This window comes from Luteimonas sp. A478, from assembly GCF_054052025.1.
This window is the reverse complement of the sequence record NZ_JBSVRF010000002.1, coordinates 40,504-56,884: the sequence shown is the minus strand read 5'-3', so window position 1 is coordinate 56,884 and position 16,381 is coordinate 40,504. Positions and strand designations below refer to the sequence as shown.

Below are 16,381 nucleotides of genomic sequence, written 5' to 3'. Positions count from 1 at the left end.
AACAGGTCCCGCGGCTTGGCCGCCGCGGGGGCTCAAGGCGTCGGGCGACCGGCTTCGTCGCCGGCGTCCCGCTGCCGCTTGGGCCCCAGGATGCGCGAGGCGATGATGCCAGCCTCGTACAGCAGGATCATCGGGATCGCCAGCATCAGCTGCGAGATCACATCCGGCGGGGTCACCACCGCGGCCAGGATGAACACGCCGACGATCGCGTAGCCGCGCCATTCGCGCAGCTGGTCGGGGGTGACCCATCCGAGCAGGGTCAAGATCACCAGCGCCACCGGCATCTGGAAGCTGAGCCCGAACGCCAGGAAGATCACCATCACGAAATTCAGGTAGGCGTGGATGTCGGTCATCATCGACACGCCTTCCGGGGTCACCGCGGTGAGGAAGGTGAACACCACCGGCAGCACCAGGTAGAACGAGAACGCGCAGCCGGCGTAGAACAGGGTCACCGCCGAGACCAGCAGCGGCATCGCCAGCTTCTTCTCGCGCTTGTACAGGCCCGGCGCCACGAATGCCCACAGCTGGTACAGCAGCCACGGCATGGTGGCGACCAGGGCGATGAAGAAGGCCAGCTTGAGCGGGGCGAAGAACGGCGAGGCCACTTCGACTGCGATCAGGTGGGCGCCTTCTGGCAGCTTGTCCAGCAGCGGCTGGGCCAGCCAGGCGTAGAGCCGGTTGGCGAACGGCAGCAGCCCAAGGAACACCAGCATCAGCCCGGTCACCGCGCGCAGCAGGCGCGAGCGCAGTTCGATCAGGTGATCGACCAGGGTGGATTCGGACGCGCCCTCAGCGTTGCTGGTCATCGTCTGCCTCCGGCCCGGCGCGTTCCGGCAGGGCCCTGGGCTGGCCGGTGTCCGCTTCGTCCCCGTTGGCCGCCGGGGTTACCGGTGGCTTGAGCGCGTCGCCGGCGTCGCGGGCGGTATCGCGGACGGAGTCTTCGATCGTGCCCAGCTCGCGACGCAGGTCCTGGCCCGCGGTGCGCATGGATTCTTCCGTGCTTTGCACGGCCTGCTTGGCATCCTCAAGGCTGCGCTTGAGTTCATCGGCGGCCAACTCGCGCTCCAGCTCGCTGCGCACCGAGTACCACTGGGCGCGCGCGCGACGGATCCACAGGCCGGCAAACCGCGCGGCCTTGGGCAGGCGTTCGGGGCCGAGCACGATCAAGGCGACAAGCGCAATGACGACGAGCTCGGAGAATCCAATATCAAACATGTCGCAGCCGCCGCGTCCGCGGCGTCAGCGCCGCGTGCTTTCTTTCTGCTGCGCGTCCCGCTGGGAGTCGGTCTCCCGCTGCTGGTCCTCGAGCTTGGCCGGCGGCGTATCGTCGTCCGCGTCGTGCATGCCCTTCTTGAAGCCCTTGATCGCCTCGCCCAGGTCACGGCCCGCGCCGCGCAGGCGCTTGGTGCCGAAAACGAGAAGCACGACCACCAGCACGATGATCCAATGCCAGATGCTGAAAGTGCCCATAAGCTGTGGTCGAAATTCCAGAGTGATCGGAGGGGTCAGGATACCGCAGCCACCCGGCTTTTGGCGCGGGCCGTACGGGGGCCAGATTCAGATCAGATGCCGTCGTCGAGCGGTTCGCTGCGGATCTCGCCTTCGGGCACCGGTTCGAACGGCTGCGGCTGGGCCTCGGCGTCCGGCAGTGGCAGGGGCAGGCTTTCCGCGCCTGTGTTCGCAGCAGCCGGAGCCTGGGCTGCAGCGGCGGCGTTGGACGGAACGTTGGTCGGCGCGCTGGTCTCGGTGCCGCGCTCGGCGCGGGCCACGGCGGTGGCTTCCTCCAGGCGGTCGCGGAAGTCCACCACCGCGTTGGAGGGCGGGTTCTGCACGCGGCCTTCGAAAATCATCCTTGGCGTGGTGCCGCGGCCGTAAACGGCCTGGTTGGCCCGGTCATTGATGCTCAGCACCGCGCCGTCCAGCGCCACCCCGGCGAACAGGCCGCGAGCGCGTGACCACGACCAGATTTCGGCCTTGAGCTGGCCATCGGTGGCGGTGGACGCGTTGCGGCCGAGCGGCCCAGCAGCCACGCCGACATCGGCACCCAGGGTCAGCTTGCCGTTGACGATGCTGTCCAGGCTGCGGTCGTTGCGGAACACCATCACCACGTCGGCGGACTGCACCCCCGCCTGCAGGCCGATGCTGCCCCCGGTCAGGGTTACGAAGACAGGCTGCGACCAGGTGTCATCGGCGGTCTTGACCGACATCAACCCGTGACCGCGGCGGCCGCCGATCACCAGCCCGGCCTTGATGGTGTCGGGAACCACCACGATGGCACGGGCCTCATCGAGCAGCTTGTTGGGAATGGCGCTTTCAGGGATCTCCTGGATCTCGGCCAGCACCCTGACCGCGTTGTGCGCGCGCACATCTTCCTTCTGGCCGGCGCTGGCTACGGTAGTGACCGCCAACGATGCGGCAAGGGCGACGGGCAGCAGCAGGCGCAGGCTGGGACGGCGGGACACGGGCATCGGGAGACTCCGGAGATTCGGCGGGATACGGGAAAGACCGCACCAGGCGGTGCAAGTTCAGGCTAGGGGTGGTGGCATGAATCGGCAATGAGCCTTGCCGGCGGAACCGACTGTCGCAGCCGGGGCGCTGACAGGTGGTGCGGCTGCCTGTCATCCTATACCGATGACAAATCAAGCTCATCCGTCCCAGTCGGCCGCCGCCGCTGCGCAAACTGCTCCATCCAGAGGGCATGATGCCCTGCTCCTGGTCAATCTGGGTACACCGGACGCGCCGACGGCCGGTGCCGTGCGCCGTTATCTGGGCGAATTCCTCAGCGACCGGCGCGTGGTCCAGCTGACCCGCTGGCTCTGGTATCCGATCCTGTACCTGATCGTGCTGCCGTTCCGTTCGCCGCGGGTGGCCAAGCTGTATGCCGGGATCTGGATGGACGAGGGCTCGCCGCTGGCGGTCTACACCAGGCGCCTGGCCGAGGCGGTCGCCGTCTCCATGCCGGATGTGCGGGTGGATTGGGCCATGCGCTACCAGAAGCCGTCGCTGACCCGCGCCATCGAGCGCCTGCGGGCGCAGGGTGCGCGCCGGATCCTCGTCCTGCCGCTGTATCCGCAGTACTCGACCACCACCACCGCCTCGGTGGAAGACGTGGCCAATCGCGTCGGTGGTGATGCGGTGCGGGTGGTGCATGATTACCACGACGATCCGCAGTGGGTGCAGGCCGTTGCCGACAGCATCCGCGACTACCGGGAACAGCACGGCAAGGGCGAGCGGCTGTTGTTTTCCTACCACGGCATTCCGCAGCGGCTGGTGGATCAGGGCGACCCCTACCACCGCCACTGCGAGGCGGGCACCGGGGCCATCGCCGCGGCGCTTGACCTGCCGGAGGGCGAGGCCATCATGACGTTCCAGTCGCGCTTCGGGCGCGAACAGTGGCTGCAGCCGTATACGGCCGGCACCATTGAACAGCTGGCGCGCGACGGGGTGAAGCGCATCGACGTGGTCTGCCCCGGGTTTGCGGTCGATTGTCTGGAAACCCTGGAGGAGATCTCGATCGAGAATGCCGAGCTGTTCCGCGAGCACGGCGGCGAGGAACTGCACTACGTTCCGTGCCTGAACGACTCGCCGGTCCACGCTGGCGTGTTGGCCGACCTGGCGCGGCGTGAACTGGCCGCCTGGGCCTGATGTCCTGATGGACGCTGTTTCCCTGCCGATCTCGGGCGGGACCATTGCCGGCCTGCGCTCGGGTACGCCCGGGACGCGGCGCGTGCTGGCCCTGCACGGCTGGCTCGACAACGCCGCCAGCTTTGTGCCGCTCGCCACGCATCTTGAAGGCGTGGACCTGGTGGCGCCGGACCTGCCCGGCCACGGCCGCAGCTTCCATTTGGGCCCGGGGGCGGACTATTCGTTCGCCGGCGCGGTGAACACGGTGCTGGAGATCGCCGATGCGCTGGGCTGGGATACGTTTTCCCTGCTCGGCCACTCCATGGGGGCAGGCATCGCCAGCATGGTGGCAGCTGGCTGTCCGGAGCGGGTGGAGCGACTGGTGGCCATCGAGGCCCTGGGCGCGCTGCCGGAGCCGGCCGGGCGGACTGCCGAGCGGCTGCGCGAAGCCGTGGCAGCCCGCCGCAAGTTGAACGACAAGCAGCTGCGCGTGTTCGCAGATCCTTGCCCGGCGATACGTGCGCGGATGGCGACCAACGCGCTCGGCGAGGGCAGTGCGCGCTTGCTGGTCGAACGTGGTCTGAAGGAAGTAGAAGGCGGCTTCAGCTGGAGCAGCGATCCGCGCCTGACCCTGCCGACCATGGTGCGGATGACGCCGGAGCAGGTTGACGACCTGATTGCCGGCATTGCCTGTCCCACCAGGGTGATCTATGCCGATCCCCCCCAGCCCTACCTGCCCGAACCCGACCGCAGCCGTCGCGCCCGGCTGCTGCCGCAGGGTGAGCTGGTGGTGATCGCCGGCGGCCACCATCTGCACATGGAGCAGCCGGTCGAAGTGGCCGCCGCCATCGGCGACTTCCTCACGCACTGATTGCATCCACCCCGTCGTAGGAGCGCGCGCAGGGTGCCCTTCAGCCGCGCCCCCTCGGCGCGGAAGTAATCCCGGTGCCGGCGCCAGTCCGGGCAGCGGACTTCCACCTCATGCCAGAACGCGGGCGAATGGTTGGCCTGTATCAGGTGACACAGCTCGTGGACCAGCACGTATTCGAACGCCGCCGGTTCCCCCAGCACCAATGACAGATCCAGCGACATGGCCCCGCCCGGTGCCAGCGACCCCCACTGCGAGGACATCTGCCGCAGGCGGATCCGGCTCGGCGCAGCGGGAAGGCCGGGCAGGTAGCGCGGTAGCCAGCGACCGATGTCGGCCCGGGCCTCGGCTTCGTAGAAGTCACGCAGGGCACGGGAGATTGCAGCTGGACCGGCGCTGGCCGGGTATTGCATGACCAGGCCGCCGTCGTCCTGTAGCAGCCGGGTATAGCGGGCGGTCTGCCAGCGCAGCGGCAGCAAATCTCCCCGCAGCGGCAGCCCGGCATCCTGGCCCGGGACCAGGGGGCTGGTGTCCACCGCGGTCCGCCTGTCGAGCTGCTCCAGCAGCCAGTCGCGGTGCTCGAGGACAAAACGCTCGCCTGCAGCCAGGCTGGCGCGCAGTGGCAGGGTCAGCCGTGCGCCGCGGTCACCAACGCTCAGGCGGATGCGGCGTGCGCGCGGATCGCGCACCCGCAGGATCTCGATGCCGCCGCCGTCGTCCAGCGGCACCTGCATGACGTCACGTTCGATCCTGCGCGGGCGCGCAGCGGACCTGCGACCGGATAAAAGCGCCATCGGCAGGATGATACGCGCCAGGCCTGCGCGGAAGCGCCGGTCCGGCTGTCAGGGAGTCAGAAGCTTTCGTGCGGAAGGCGTCGGGTCTTGCCGCCACCGTAGGATGCGTTTGAAGCACTCATTTCGGGGCCAACTGCCCGCGGCGCGCGAAGGCGGGAAAAACGGGTCGCCGTTACCGGAACGGAGAACTGGACATCCTGGGCAACCGCTTGGCCACAGGCGCGGGCGGGATCGAAGCGCCACGCGGATGAGGCCCGCTCCACGGCGGAGATAACAGTAGCTGAGGCGGTTTCATCGAGGATCGCGATCCGTGCAATCCGGCCGTCCGCTCCAACTGTGGCCAGAACCTCCACTTCACTCGCGTGACCCGAGGCAACGCCTGCGCGGCTGGCGCTGATCTCCACTGGCTGGACATCGGTTGCCCTGGTGGATTGCAGATCATCCACGCAGACGGCGCCACTGCCAGCCATCAGCGAGGCGATCATCAGGTTGGTAAGCATGACTGTGTCCCTGTCGTTTGTGGTCCTGCAGCACTATCACCGCGCAGCCGGCGGGTCAAATCATTGGGTTCAGCCCGCGTCGGCCCTGGAGAGCTTGAGCGCCGGCTCCAGGATCGAAAACAGGCGCCGGAATTCGCCGCTCATCAGGGCAAAGCGGGCGTCGAGTTCGGCGCGGATGTCGTCCGGATCGCTGGCTTCCAGCTGGTCCACGGCGCCTTCCAGGAACTTCCACTTGCGGATCACCAGGTCTTCGCCGAGCACGAACGAAACATGGTCGTCCAGGGTGAGGGCCAGCTTGGTGACCTGCTTGCCCGACTCCAGGTGCCGGGTGATCTCGTCGGACTGCAGTTCCTGGCGCTGGCAGCGCACAATCGCGCCGTGGTCGTCGGCGTCCTTGAGTTCGCATTCCTCGCCCAGCGACAGGCCCTCGGGCAGTGGCTCGCCGGCGATCCAGCCGGTCAGCACCGCGCGCGGCGAGACTTCGGCATTGAGCGGCAGGGCCGGGAAGCTGCCGAGGGCGCGGCGGATCTCCGAGACCACAGTTTCGGCGCTCTTGCGGCTGGAGGTATCGATCACGCAGACCCCGTGTTCCAGATCCAGCAGCGCGTCGGTGCGCCCGGGGCGCACGAAGGCGCGTGGCAGCAGTTCCTGCACCAGATCGTCCTTCATCTGCTTGCGCAGGCGGCTGCCGGGCTTACGGCCCTCTTTCTCCTCTATTTCGGCCAGCTTCTGGGCCAGCAGGTCGTTGACCACGGCGCCCGGCAGCAGCCGGTCTTCGTTGCCCACGGTCAGCCACAGCGCATCACCGATGCGGTGTGAGAGGGCTTCGGCGTTGCGACCGAAGGGGGAGATGAAGCCGCGCGAGGACAGCTCCAGCGGGCCGACCGGCTTGAGCGTGGTTTCAGCCAGCCCTTCGTCGAGGTGCGACAGGTCGAGGGAGGGAGAGAAACGGAACAGGGTGAGATTGCGAAAGAACATTGAGGGACCGTGTTGGGCAGTTGTCGGGAGAATCCGCCGGCGACCGCGCGCCGGGTGGGCGCAGCGGGGCGGCGGATGAGGGGGATATCAGACCGGGTTGGTGTCGCCGGGGGTGAGACCCAGGAAATCGAACAGTTTCGGATCGGCCAGCTGCGAGGGGCGGATGTCGGCCAGGGCGCGGGCGATGGTCTCGATCCGCCCGGGGGTTTGGAGCTCCCATTCGGCCATCATCCGCTGCACCTGCTTGCGCTGCAGGTTCTCCTGCGAGCCGCACAGGTTGCAGGGGATGATCGGGAATTCATTCAGGCGCGCATACTCGGCAATGTCCGTTTCGGCCGCGTACGCCAGCGGCCGGATCACCACGTGGCGGCCATCGTCGGACAGCAGCTTGGGCGGCATGCCGCTCAGTTTGGCGTGGAAAAACAGGTTGAGGAAGAATGTGGCCACCATGTCTTCGCGGTGATGGCCGAGTGCGATCCTGGTGATCCCGTTCTCCGCGGCCCAGGTGTACAGGGCGCCGCGGCGCAGCCGGGAGCACAGCGAGCACATGGTCTTGCCCTCGGGCACCACTCGCGACACCACCGAATAGGTGTCCTGCTCGATGATGTGGAAATCCACCCCCAGCGAGCGCAGGTAGTCCGGCAGGACGTGCTCCGGAAAGCCCGGCTGCTTCTGGTCCAGGTTGACCGCGATGATCGAGAAATCCACCGGCGCTTTCTTCTGCAGCTGCAGCAGGATGTGCAGCAGGGTGTAGCTGTCCTTGCCGCCGGACAGGCACACCATCACCCGGTCACCGTCTTCGATCATGCCGAAGTCGGCGATCGCCCGGCCGGCCTGATGGCGCAGGCGCCGGCCGAGCCGCTCAATGTCGCGGCGCTGGCCCGGCGGGTCGCCAGCGGGGCGCGGCATGACCGGTTCGGGCAGGGGGATGACGATGCTCATCCGGCCATTGTAGCGGCAGGGCCTGCGGGCCCCGGAGGCTTTTGCCGGCGGGAAAGGCGACAATAGCCCTCCATCCGCCGCCGAGGACCTTGCCTGCCATGTCCGACACCTCCCTGACCCGTTTTTTGATCGAGGCCCAGCGCGAGGGCCATATCAATCCGCAGCTGCGGCTGCTGATCGAAGTGGTGGCGCGCGCCTGCAAGCGGATTTCGGTGGCGGTCGCCAAGGGTGCCTTGGGCGATGTGCTGGGCGATGCGGTCAGCGGCGCCGGCGGCAGCAGCATCAACGTGCAGGGCGAGGCGCAGAAGAAGCTGGACGTGCTGTCCAACGAGATCCTGCTGGAGGCCAACGCCTGGGGTGGGCACCTGGCGGCCTGCGCTTCGGAGGAAATGGAGCACTGCACGCCGATCCCAGACGCCTACCCGCGCGGCAACTACCTGCTGCTGTTTGATCCGCTGGATGGCAGCAGCAACATCGACGTCAACGTCTCGGTGGGCACCATCTTCTCGGTGCTCAAGGCCCCGGAGAATGCCGGCGAACCGCGCGACGAGCACTTCCTGCAGCCGGGCACCGACCAGGTGGCGGCCGGCTACTGCATCTACGGGCCCAGCACCCTGCTGGTGCTGACCGTGGGCAACGGCACCCATGCCTTTACCCTGGATCGCGAGCAGGGCGCGTTCGTGCTCACCCGCAGCGACATCCGGATTCCCGAGGAGACGCAGGAGTTCGCGATCAACATGTCCAACCAGCGGCATTGGGAAGATCCGATGCAGGCCTACGTGGCCGACCTGCTGGCCGGCGAGACCGGGCCGCGCGGCAAGAACTTCAACATGCGCTGGGTGGCCTCGATGGTCGCCGACGTGCATCGCATCCTCACCCGCGGCGGCATTTTCATCTATCCCTGGGACAAGCGTGAGCCGGATCGCCGGGGCAAGCTGCGGCTGATGTACGAGGCCAATCCGATGGGCATGCTGGTGGAGCAGGCGGGCGGTGCGGCCAGCGACGGCCGCCGCCGGATCATGGAGATCCAGCCGGACAAGCTGCATCAGCGCGTGCCGGTGTTCCTGGGCTCGCGCAAGGAAGTCGAGGAAGCCTGCCGCTATCACCAGGCCCACGACGAGGCCGGCGGCGAGCGTCCGCCACAGTAGCCGGAGGCCATGGGCGCCGGGCCGGGGTAAGATTCGGTCATGGCGCCCGACGATCCGGACGGAATCACGCAGCAGCTCGCCCGTTTGCGCGGCGAGCATCGCGAACTTGACCAGGCGATCGTGCGCCTGCACGCGGACATTGCCAGCGATGAGCTGGCCCTCAAGCGCATGAAGCGGCGCAAGCTTCAGCTGCGCGATGCGATCGCCCGGCTGGAGTCGGCGCAGATCCCTGACGAACCCGCATGACACGCTGCCCTTGCGGGCGGCACGGTGTAGAAAGGCGGGAGCGCCTTAGGCTTCTTCCGGTTCTTCTTCCGGCCGGGCCGCTTCAGGGCTGACCTTCTCGATGGTGTGGCGCAGCTCGCGGCCCAGGATCAGCTTGGCGTCGCGGGCCCAGCCGTCCAGGCGCTGGTCGAAGGTGAGCTTGCTGTTGCCGTCCAGCTTCACCAGCTCCAGCTCGCGCAGCTTCTGGATGAAGCCGCGGAACAGGCTCTTGTCGAAGAACTCCGGCGCCGCCGGCGCGTACAGCAGGCTCAGCCGCTGCGCGGCCAGCTGGCACAGGCTCTCCAGCTCGCCCGCGCCCAGGGCGCCGGGCCCGTTCTTGGCCAGCACCGAAATGGCGATGTAGTAGCGCTCGAATGCCTGCTGCAGCGGGTGACCCAATGCGCGCAGGCGGAACACCTCATCGGTCTGGCCGGGGCTGCGCTGGTAGATGCCGCCATCGTCCTCACCCGTCCGCTGCAGCAGACCTTCGCGTACGAATACGTCCAGCGTCAGCGCGATGCGCTCGGCGAAGGTGTCCGCCCCCCACGGCAGGAACAGTTCGGCCTGCAGGAACGGGTACAGCTCTGCGCCCAGCCGCAGCAGGGTGGCGTGGCTCATGCGCCGGTTGTGCAGGAAGCAGCACGCGATCCACGCTGAAGCGGTGAACAGGTGCACCACGTTGTTGCGGAAGTACGAGAGCAGCACCGCGGTGTCGCCATCGACATTGAGCACGTCTCCCAGGGGATGGGCAACGCGGTTGAGGATGCCGATTTCTTCGCCGTGGGCCACGATCTCGGCCGGCGTATGCGGGGTGATCGTGACCAGCTCGCTGTAGGGCACCTCGGCCAGCAGCGTCCGTGACAGGGCGATCTGGGCCAGCAGGTCGGCCTCGCCCATGGCGTGCTTGGGCGTGGACAGCAGGGCCAGCGCCAGCAGGTTGACCGGATTGACGTCGGCGGCGCGGTTGATGTTCACCTGGATCCGCTGGGCGATGCGTTCGACCGTTGCCGATAGCCAGGCGGGCTTCTCGTCTTCGGAGATGGGGCTGCCGTCCCAGTCCGGCGCGTGTTCGGCCAGCGCCTCGGTGAGCGGGATCGGTTCGCCAAAGTTCACCACCACCTGGCCGTAGTTGGAGCGCAGCACCCGCGGGATGCCGCGCAGCAGCTGCCAGATCGACTCTTTCTTCTTGCTCTTGCCCGACAGCTCGTCCAGGTAGCTGTTGCCCTCCATCAGCTTTTCGTAGCCGATGTAGACCGGCTGGAACAGCACCGGCCGGGTGGGTTGGCGCAGGTAGGCGCGCACGGTCATGGCCAGCATCCCGCCCTTGGGGGCCAGCAGCCGGCCGGTGCGCGAGCGCCCGCCTTCAATGAAGTATTCGATCGAGTAGCCGCCGGCCACCAGCTGCGCCACGTACTCGGTGAACACCGCCGAGTACAGCGCGTTGCCGCGAAAGCTGCGGCGGATGAAGAACGCCCCACCCTTGCGCAGCACGGTGCCGATCACCGGCAGGTTGAGGTTGATGCCCGCGGCGATGTGCGGGGGCACGATGCCGCGCACGTACAGCAGATAGGACAGCAGCAGGTAGTCCATGTGGCTGCGGTGGCAGGGCACGTAGATGATCTCGTTGCCCGGCGCGATCGCCTTCAGCCGGTCCAGGTGGTGGACCAGCACCCCGCGGTAGATCCGGTTCCACACCGTGGTCAGCAGGAAGCTGGCCGAGCGCACCAGCGGGTGCGAGTAGTCGGCCGCGATTTCCCAGGCGTAGCCGTGGGCTTTCTTCCACGCTTCCTGCGGGGTGCTGTTGTCGCGGCGGGCCTGGTCGGCGATGGCGTCCTTGACCGAAGGCGTGGTCAGGACCTTGTCGATCAGCAGGCGGCGGGTGGACAGGTCCGGGCCGATCACCGCTTCGCGGATGCGGTTGAAATGGGTGCGCAGCACCCGCGACACCTTGCGCACGGTGCGCTCCGGTGTCAGGCCCTCTTCCACGCTGGCGCGCAGCTCCACCGGCGCGGCGAAGCGGACCATGGTGTCGCGGCCGTTGAGCAGGATGGTCAGCAGCCGTCGGAAGCGGCCCACCAGCGCCCAGTTTTCAGAAAACAGCACCGAGAACCAGCCGCTGGCCTTGTCCGGCGAACGGCCGACGAAGATCGAGACCGGCACCAGCAGCACGTCCAGCGCCGGATCTTCGCGGTGGGCATCGAGCAGTCTGGCCAGCGATTCGGAATGGGTCTTGGTGGGCGGGCGCTTGCCCGGCGCCAGCGCGCCCAGGGTGGAGCCCGCGTTGCGACGGGATAGCGCCACGTAGGCGCGCTTGCGGCCCAGCGGGTCGCCGGGAAGCGGCTGCAGCGGCGAGGGCAGGCCGGCCTGGCGGCAGGCGCGCTCCAGGATCAGGGCGTTGGACAGGCCGTAGTCCTCGAGCACGTAGCAGACCGGGCGCCCGTCCACGAACCGCTCCGGATCGGCGGGCTCGGTTTTCAGGCCGATCCACGGGCCCAGCAGTCCGCCAAGCACGCGCGCCCACAGCGGGCGTTTGTAGGGGCTCACCGCGGCGCGCGCCGGAGCCGCCGGCTGGGTGTCGGTGGGCGCTGCCGTTCCCGGTTTTTCCGGAAAAGGCAGGCGCGACTGGTCAGAAGGCTGCGACATGGGCCCATTATCACCCAGCAACGCCGGCAACCGGGCCCGAACCGGGCCGGGCCCAACTGCGGGCTGGGACTACAGGTCGCGGACCAGCCACGTGCCGGGGGGCTGGTCGACGTCCGGGTCCAGCGCTGCCCGGGCTACTTCCGCAGGGGATTTACCCGCCTTCCACGCAGCCGCCAGCGCAGCGAGGCGCTCGCGGGTGGCCCGGGTGTAGGCACCTTCCAGCTCGTTCTGCACGTCGGCGGCAATCTTTTGCGGGTACAGGGTGCGAGCTTCCTCGCTGTGGTTGAGCAATTCAATCAGCCGCTCCAGACTGGTGCGGAATGTCCCGGCGCCCAGGGGCATGCGCTGGGTACGCTGCAGGTGCCAGACCGTCAGGTACTCCACCGGACCGAGCAGGCGTCGCGGCGTGGCGCCGAAAAAATGCCCGCTGAGGCCGCCGGCCGCAAATGGATTGACCGTGTCAGGCAGCCCGGTCGCACCCCAGGAACTGAGCGCCCCGCCGGGCAGGTCCATGCGCCGCAGCGCCGCGCCCAGGGTCTCGGCCAGCAGCCGTTTGGCGCGCTCGTCGTCGCTTTCCGCCACCACGCCCAGCAGCCGCAGGAACATCGGGTAGGAATCTTCCCCCAGCCGGCGGGCCAGGCGCTTGAGCACGGTCAGGCGGTACTCGGGGTCACTGTGCGCGGCCAGGGTCGAGACCAGCCGGTCGGCGGCGGCGCGCAGGGCGGCGGGTTCGGGGGCGGGAACGTTCATGGTTGATGGCAGCAGGCCGCGGCCGGCAACGGCAGGCGCGGAGCGCCGGACATCCGGCAGCAGAAGGGATTGCTAGGGTATCGCGGCGCGTGCCGCGGGGTGATCAGGCGGCGCCGAGCGCGGCGAAGATCGCGTCCACGCCCTGGTCGGCAGCGGCCGAAAGGTCCAGGTGGCCGAGCGCGGCTTCAAAAGCGCCATCACCGGGCAACATGCGGGTGCCTTCGCCCGCGCCTTCCCATGCGGCAGCCTGCAGCACCAGTTCGCCGGCATCGACATCCGCCTGGGCGGTGCCCGGCTCACGCGGCGCCTCGACGTGCTCCAGTCCGGCCTGCTGGCGTCCCTGCAGATCGTCCAGCGCAACCTGGCTCCCCAGGCCGCCAAGGCCGGTGAGGTTGAGGTGCGGGTTGGAGCCGATGCTGCTCATGACTGTGCGGGAGATCCTGGAAGCGTGGGGGCGGTCGACCGTCTTTGGGGCCGGAATCCAATGTATGGCGCTGCAGGTCCGGTGTCACCTCGGGCCGACCCTAGGTTCCAGCGCCTGTTTTCCCCTGTTCAGGAGAGCCGCACTGGAGGCGACAATGCTGCAGCGCGGGCATGCTAGCCTCCCGCACGGTACGGGGCAAACGCAGGCGGATGGATGGCCGACAAGGGCGACAGCGGCGACAAGACCGAAAAACCGACTCCGAAAAAGGTCCGGGACGCGCGCAAGGAAGGCGACGTTGCCAAGAGCAAGGACCTGACCAGCACCGTCCTGGTGATGGGCTGGGTGGCCGGCGGCTGGATGCTGATGGGCCTCATGGGCCGGCGGATCGGTGATCTGTTCGACCAGTCGCTGGGCGCGGTGGGACTGCCGTTCTTCCAGGTGCTGCCGGAGCTGGGCTGGCTGGCGGTAATGACACTGCTGTGGATGGTGCTGCCGCTGATGCTGCTGGCGGTCACGCTGGGCGTGCTGATCGAGTTCCTGCAGGTAGGTCCGGTCGCCACCATGAAGAAGATGGCGCCCAAGGTGGACAAGCTCAATCCGGTGGAGGGCATCAAGAAGATGTTCTCGATGGACAACCTGATCGAGCTGGTCAAGTCGGTAATCAAGTGCGCGGCAATGATCGGGATCGGCTATGTGGTGCTCAGCGGCATGATCGAGCGGCTGATGATGCTGCCCCACGGCAACCCCGCGGGCATGGCCGCGGCGGTGTGGCACGGGATCAAGTGGATCATGCTGTGGACGGTGGTGGTGTTCTTTTTCGTCTCGGCCCTGGACGTGTGGTACCAGAAGTTTTCCTACACCAAGAAACTGCGCATGAGCCGGCGCGACATCAAGCGCGAGGTGAAGGACAACGAAGGCGACCCGTACGTGAAGCAGCGGCGCAAGCAGTTGCATCAGGAGTGGGCGCAGCAGAACATGCTCGGGTCCGTGCGCAAATCGAACGTGGTCGTGACCAACCCCACCCACATCGCCGTGGCCCTGCAATACGAACAGGGTGAAACCGACCTGCCCGTGGTGGTTGCCAAGGGCGAGGGCCACATGGCCGAGATGATCAAGCAGGCTGCCGAAGAGGCGGGCGTGCCGATCCTGCAGAACGTGCCGCTGGCACGCGGGCTCAACGAGAAGGTCGAGCTGGACGACTACATCAGCGACGAGTTCTTCGACGCGGTGGCCGAAGTGCTGTTCTGGGCCGAAGGCGTGCGCCGCGGCGACCTGGGAAGCGACGGCGCCGGCGGGACCGGCGCGGGTGGCCAGGCAGACTGACGGGCGCGGCGGACGCCGCCGGGCTCAGCTGCCGAAGGTCCGCTGCAGCAGTTCCACCAGGCCCTTGCTCGACGCCAGCCGGTCCAGCAGTACTTCCACGTAGACCCCGAGCAGCAGCAGCAGGATTGCGGTGGCCAGCCAGGCCTTGATGGGCAGGGTCAGGGCGAACACGTTGAGCTGCGGCGCAAACCTGTTCATCAGCCCGAACGACAGATCGATCACCAGCAGGATCACCATCACCGGCGCTGCCAGTACGACCAGCGTGCTCATGAACCATCCGAAGTGGCTCACGAACAGATTGATCCCGGCGCGCTCAAGGTCGGGGAAAAAGGACGTGGGCGGCCAGATGGCATAGCTGTCCATCAGCAGGCCCAGGAAGATCATGAACGCGCCGCTGGCCATGAACAGCCATGCCGCGAACTCGGACAGGAACTGCCCGTGCAGGGTTACCTGGTGACCCTGGATCGGATCGAACGCCTGCGCCATGCCCATGCCGACCTGGTTGTCGATCACCGTGCCCGCGGCGGAGAACGCCCAGAACACCAGCCCGAACAGGTAGCCGATCGCCAGGCCGATGAACAGCTCCTTGAGCACCATCATCGGCCACTGCAGCGAGCTTGTGGTCGCGCCGGGCGCCGCAGCCATCGCCACCGGCAGGGCCACGATTGCCAGGCTGACCAGGAAGCTGTTGCGCACCATGGCCGGCATGTTCGACTGGGTGATCAGCGGCAGCATGATGAACGCGCCGATGATGCGCGGCAGGGTCAGTCCCAGCGCGAGCATGGTCTCGCTGAGCGAGCCGAACGGGTTCACTGCCGGTTGTCCCTCACCAGGCCCGGGAAGGAAGTGAAGATGTGCTCGGTGAAGGTGTACATGCTCCCGCCGATCATCGAGGCGGTCACGAACAGCGCCAGCACGATGGTCAGGAACTTCAGCGCGTAGGCGAACGTCTGCTCCTGCAGCTGGGTGGCCGCCTGCAGGAAGGCCACCAGCAGGCCGACCACGGCCGCCGCGGCGATCGGCGGTCCCGACAGGACCAGCACCAGCCACAGTGACTGGCGGGTCAGTTCCAGCATCTCAGCCATGGTGGCCTCCTCCGGTGGTGGCGCAGATCCCGGTCATGTCATCGCGTAGGTCAGCACCAGGCCATGCACCAGCTTGGCCCAGCCGTCCACCAGCACGAACAGCAGCAGCTTGAACGGCAGGGAGATGATGGTGGGCGACATCATCATCATGCCCAGTGCCAGCAGGATGTTGGCCACCACCAGGTCGATGATGAGGAACGGCAGGAAAATCAGGAAGCCGATCTGGAACGCCGCGGTCAGCTCGCTCACCGTGAATGCGGGAATCACCACGATGAAGTCGTTGATCGTCAGCGACGGGTGGTATTCCTCACGCATCAGGCGCTTGGCGTTGTTGAGGAAAAACTGGCGCTCGGTGCGGTGCGAGTGCTGGATCAGGAACGTGCGCAGCGGCTCCTTGCCCGCCTCGGCCAGGCCCAGCAGGTAGTTCGCGTCGATGCCGTCGGCCGGGGGACCGGTGGCCGCTGGCGGTGGTGGCGCAATGATTACCCGCGGCGCCGCTGGATCCTGCGCTGCCTGCGCCTGCGCGCCTCCGGCCGGGTCCGGATCCTGCCCCACGCCACCGGTCACGTTGCGAAACAGCTCGCCCCGTTCGGGTTCGGTCGCGGCCCGGGCTTCGGCCTGGAGTGCATCGGCGGCTGCCGGACTGGTGGCGGATGCGACCGCACCTGTGCTGGACTCCGTGGCCACGTCGCGCATGGCGTCGGCCGCGGCCCGCTCAATCGCCGCCTGCTCCGCCTGACGCGCCTGGATATGAGCCTGCACCGTTGGCGGTGGTGGCCGGCCCTCCATGTGCGCGGTGATCGCCGCGTGGGTGTCCAGGATCACCGGATACATCACGTAGATCGAGAGCACGATCGCCAGGCCGTTGATGACCACGTTCGGCGGCACCTGCTGCAGCCCCAGCGCGTTGCGCAGCAGGCTCAGCACCACCACCATCTTGGTGAAGGAAGTCACCATCACCGCCACGAACGGCGCCAGCGCCAGGCTGACGACGACCATCAGGACCAGTGCCGGGGAGTAATTGCTGAAGTCCATCGT

At 67.5% G+C, this 16,381-nt stretch carries 18 protein-coding genes and 1 pseudogene; 5 read left to right on the top strand and 14 right to left on the bottom strand.

Annotated features, from left to right (window positions below; all coding sequences use genetic code 11):
* Positions 1-32: 32 nt before the first annotated feature.
* From tatC to ACW7G3_RS03965, 4 genes are all read right to left on the bottom strand, one after another.
* Complete coding sequence (gene tatC / locus ACW7G3_RS03980) at positions 33-806, bottom strand: twin-arginine translocase subunit TatC (protein WP_456981211.1); 774 nt, start codon at positions 804-806, stop codon at positions 33-35.
* Positions 790-1,215 (bottom strand): Sec-independent protein translocase protein TatB, encoded by a 426-nt coding sequence (tatB, locus tag ACW7G3_RS03975; protein WP_456975791.1) that lies wholly within the window; start codon positions 1,213-1,215, stop codon positions 790-792. Before tatB ends, tatC begins: the two co-directional genes overlap by 17 nt.
* A 24-nt stretch (positions 1,216-1,239) precedes the next feature.
* Entirely contained in the window at positions 1,240-1,470 is a 231-nt protein-coding gene (gene tatA, locus ACW7G3_RS03970) for a Sec-independent protein translocase subunit TatA (RefSeq protein ID WP_456975792.1), read from the bottom strand.
* A gap of 92 nt (positions 1,471-1,562) precedes the next feature.
* Entirely contained in the window at positions 1,563-2,462 is a 900-nt protein-coding gene (locus ACW7G3_RS03965) for a lipid-binding SYLF domain-containing protein (RefSeq protein ID WP_456981823.1), read from the bottom strand.
* A 169-nt stretch (positions 2,463-2,631) separates the two neighbouring features.
* Here ACW7G3_RS03965 and hemH point away from each other — a divergent pair, with 169 nt between their 5' ends.
* Positions 2,632-3,645 (top strand): ferrochelatase, encoded by a 1,014-nt coding sequence (gene hemH / locus ACW7G3_RS03960; protein WP_456981210.1) that lies wholly within the window; start codon positions 2,632-2,634, stop codon positions 3,643-3,645.
* A gap of 7 nt (positions 3,646-3,652) precedes the next feature.
* Positions 3,653-4,495, top strand: coding sequence for an alpha/beta fold hydrolase (locus tag ACW7G3_RS03955; protein ID WP_456981208.1), 843 nt, complete (start codon positions 3,653-3,655; stop codon positions 4,493-4,495).
* Positions 4,496-4,512: 17 nt separating this feature from the next.
* Here the strand turns inward: ACW7G3_RS03955 and ACW7G3_RS03950 are convergent.
* From ACW7G3_RS03950 to ttcA, 4 genes and pseudogenes are all read right to left on the bottom strand, one after another.
* Positions 4,513-5,286 (bottom strand): annotated as a pseudogene (locus ACW7G3_RS03950) (M48 family metallopeptidase); the annotation flags it as partial.
* A gap of 56 nt (positions 5,287-5,342) precedes the next feature.
* Entirely contained in the window at positions 5,343-5,786 is a 444-nt protein-coding gene (locus ACW7G3_RS03945; protein WP_456981207.1) for an energy transducer TonB, read from the bottom strand.
* A 69-nt stretch (positions 5,787-5,855) separates the two neighbouring features.
* Complete coding sequence (locus tag ACW7G3_RS03940) at positions 5,856-6,764, bottom strand: recombination-associated protein RdgC (RefSeq protein WP_456981205.1); 909 nt, start codon at positions 6,762-6,764, stop codon at positions 5,856-5,858.
* A gap of 87 nt (positions 6,765-6,851) precedes the next feature.
* Complete coding sequence (gene ttcA / locus ACW7G3_RS03935; RefSeq protein ID WP_456981203.1) at positions 6,852-7,706, bottom strand: tRNA 2-thiocytidine(32) synthetase TtcA; 855 nt, start codon at positions 7,704-7,706, stop codon at positions 6,852-6,854.
* Positions 7,707-7,804: 98 nt separating this feature from the next.
* Here ttcA and ACW7G3_RS03930 point away from each other — a divergent pair, with 98 nt between their 5' ends.
* A complete protein-coding gene (locus tag ACW7G3_RS03930) occupies positions 7,805-8,854 on the top strand; it encodes a class 1 fructose-bisphosphatase (protein WP_456981201.1) in 1,050 nt (349 codons plus the stop codon).
* 39 nt (positions 8,855-8,893) lie between these two features.
* Positions 8,894-9,100, top strand: a complete 207-nt coding sequence (locus ACW7G3_RS03925; RefSeq protein WP_456975806.1) for a YdcH family protein — start codon at positions 8,894-8,896, stop codon at positions 9,098-9,100.
* A gap of 45 nt (positions 9,101-9,145) precedes the next feature.
* Here ACW7G3_RS03925 and plsB read toward each other — a convergent pair whose 3' ends face one another.
* The 3 genes from plsB to ACW7G3_RS03910 all read right to left on the bottom strand — a co-directional run bounded on the left by plsB (position 9,146) and on the right by ACW7G3_RS03910 (position 12,935).
* On the bottom strand, positions 9,146-11,761 hold the full coding sequence (gene plsB / locus ACW7G3_RS03920; RefSeq protein ID WP_456981199.1) for a glycerol-3-phosphate 1-O-acyltransferase PlsB: 2,616 nt from the start codon (positions 11,759-11,761) through the stop codon (positions 9,146-9,148).
* 69 nt (positions 11,762-11,830) lie between these two features.
* Positions 11,831-12,511 carry a hypothetical protein gene (locus tag ACW7G3_RS03915; protein ID WP_456981198.1) on the bottom strand — a complete coding sequence of 227 codons (681 nt, stop codon included), beginning with the start codon at positions 12,509-12,511 and terminating at the stop codon, positions 11,831-11,833.
* Between the two features lie 103 nt (positions 12,512-12,614).
* Positions 12,615-12,935 carry a hypothetical protein gene (locus ACW7G3_RS03910; RefSeq protein ID WP_456981196.1) on the bottom strand — a complete coding sequence of 107 codons (321 nt, stop codon included), beginning with the start codon at positions 12,933-12,935 and terminating at the stop codon, positions 12,615-12,617.
* Between the two features lie 213 nt (positions 12,936-13,148).
* On the opposite strand from ACW7G3_RS03910, the gene sctU reads away from it, so the two are divergent.
* Positions 13,149-14,258 (top strand): type III secretion system export apparatus subunit SctU, encoded by a 1,110-nt coding sequence (gene sctU, locus ACW7G3_RS03905; protein ID WP_456981194.1) that lies wholly within the window; start codon positions 13,149-13,151, stop codon positions 14,256-14,258.
* Positions 14,259-14,282: 24 nt separating this feature from the next.
* On the opposite strand, the gene sctT is transcribed toward sctU, so the two are convergent.
* From sctT to ACW7G3_RS03890, 3 genes are read right to left on the bottom strand one after another with little or no spacing between them, the layout of a single operon-like run.
* Positions 14,283-15,071: a type III secretion system export apparatus subunit SctT gene (gene sctT / locus ACW7G3_RS03900; RefSeq protein ID WP_456981193.1), complete on the bottom strand. Its 789-nt coding sequence runs from the start codon at positions 15,069-15,071 to the stop codon at positions 14,283-14,285.
* Entirely contained in the window at positions 15,068-15,343 is a 276-nt protein-coding gene (sctS, locus tag ACW7G3_RS03895; protein WP_343259032.1) for a type III secretion system export apparatus subunit SctS, read from the bottom strand. Before sctS ends, sctT begins: the two co-directional genes overlap by 4 nt.
* 33 nt (positions 15,344-15,376) lie before the next feature.
* Positions 15,377-16,378 (bottom strand): hypothetical protein, encoded by a 1,002-nt coding sequence (locus tag ACW7G3_RS03890; protein WP_456981191.1) that lies wholly within the window; start codon positions 16,376-16,378, stop codon positions 15,377-15,379.
* Positions 16,379-16,381: the final 3 nt, after the last annotated feature.

Excerpts from the sequence above, each read along its gene's own strand:
- tatC (WP_456981211.1), bottom strand. The coding sequence starts at position 806 with ATGACCAGCAACGCTGAGGGCGCGTCCGAATCCACCCTGGTCGATCAC.
- tatB (WP_456975791.1), bottom strand. The coding sequence starts at position 1,215 with ATGTTTGATATTGGATTCTCCGAGCTCGTCGTCATTGCGCTTGTCGCC.
- tatA (WP_456975792.1), bottom strand. The coding sequence starts at position 1,470 with ATGGGCACTTTCAGCATCTGGCATTGGATCATCGTGCTGGTGGTCGTG.
- hemH (WP_456981210.1), top strand. The coding sequence starts at position 2,632 with ATGACAAATCAAGCTCATCCGTCCCAGTCGGCCGCCGCCGCTGCGCAA.
- ACW7G3_RS03955 (WP_456981208.1), top strand. The coding sequence starts at position 3,653 with ATGGACGCTGTTTCCCTGCCGATCTCGGGCGGGACCATTGCCGGCCTG.
- ACW7G3_RS03945 (WP_456981207.1), bottom strand. The coding sequence starts at position 5,786 with ATGCTTACCAACCTGATGATCGCCTCGCTGATGGCTGGCAGTGGCGCC.
- ACW7G3_RS03940 (WP_456981205.1), bottom strand. The coding sequence starts at position 6,764 with ATGTTCTTTCGCAATCTCACCCTGTTCCGTTTCTCTCCCTCCCTCGAC.
- ttcA (WP_456981203.1), bottom strand. The coding sequence starts at position 7,706 with ATGAGCATCGTCATCCCCCTGCCCGAACCGGTCATGCCGCGCCCCGCT.
- ACW7G3_RS03930 (WP_456981201.1), top strand. The coding sequence starts at position 7,805 with ATGTCCGACACCTCCCTGACCCGTTTTTTGATCGAGGCCCAGCGCGAG.
- ACW7G3_RS03925 (WP_456975806.1), top strand. The coding sequence starts at position 8,894 with ATGGCGCCCGACGATCCGGACGGAATCACGCAGCAGCTCGCCCGTTTG.
- plsB (WP_456981199.1), bottom strand. The coding sequence starts at position 11,761 with ATGTCGCAGCCTTCTGACCAGTCGCGCCTGCCTTTTCCGGAAAAACCG.
- ACW7G3_RS03915 (WP_456981198.1), bottom strand. The coding sequence starts at position 12,511 with ATGAACGTTCCCGCCCCCGAACCCGCCGCCCTGCGCGCCGCCGCCGAC.
- ACW7G3_RS03910 (WP_456981196.1), bottom strand. The coding sequence starts at position 12,935 with ATGAGCAGCATCGGCTCCAACCCGCACCTCAACCTCACCGGCCTTGGC.
- sctU (WP_456981194.1), top strand. The coding sequence starts at position 13,149 with ATGGCCGACAAGGGCGACAGCGGCGACAAGACCGAAAAACCGACTCCG.
- sctS (WP_343259032.1), bottom strand. The coding sequence starts at position 15,343 with ATGGCTGAGATGCTGGAACTGACCCGCCAGTCACTGTGGCTGGTGCTG.
- ACW7G3_RS03890 (WP_456981191.1), bottom strand. The coding sequence starts at position 16,378 with ATGGACTTCAGCAATTACTCCCCGGCACTGGTCCTGATGGTCGTCGTC.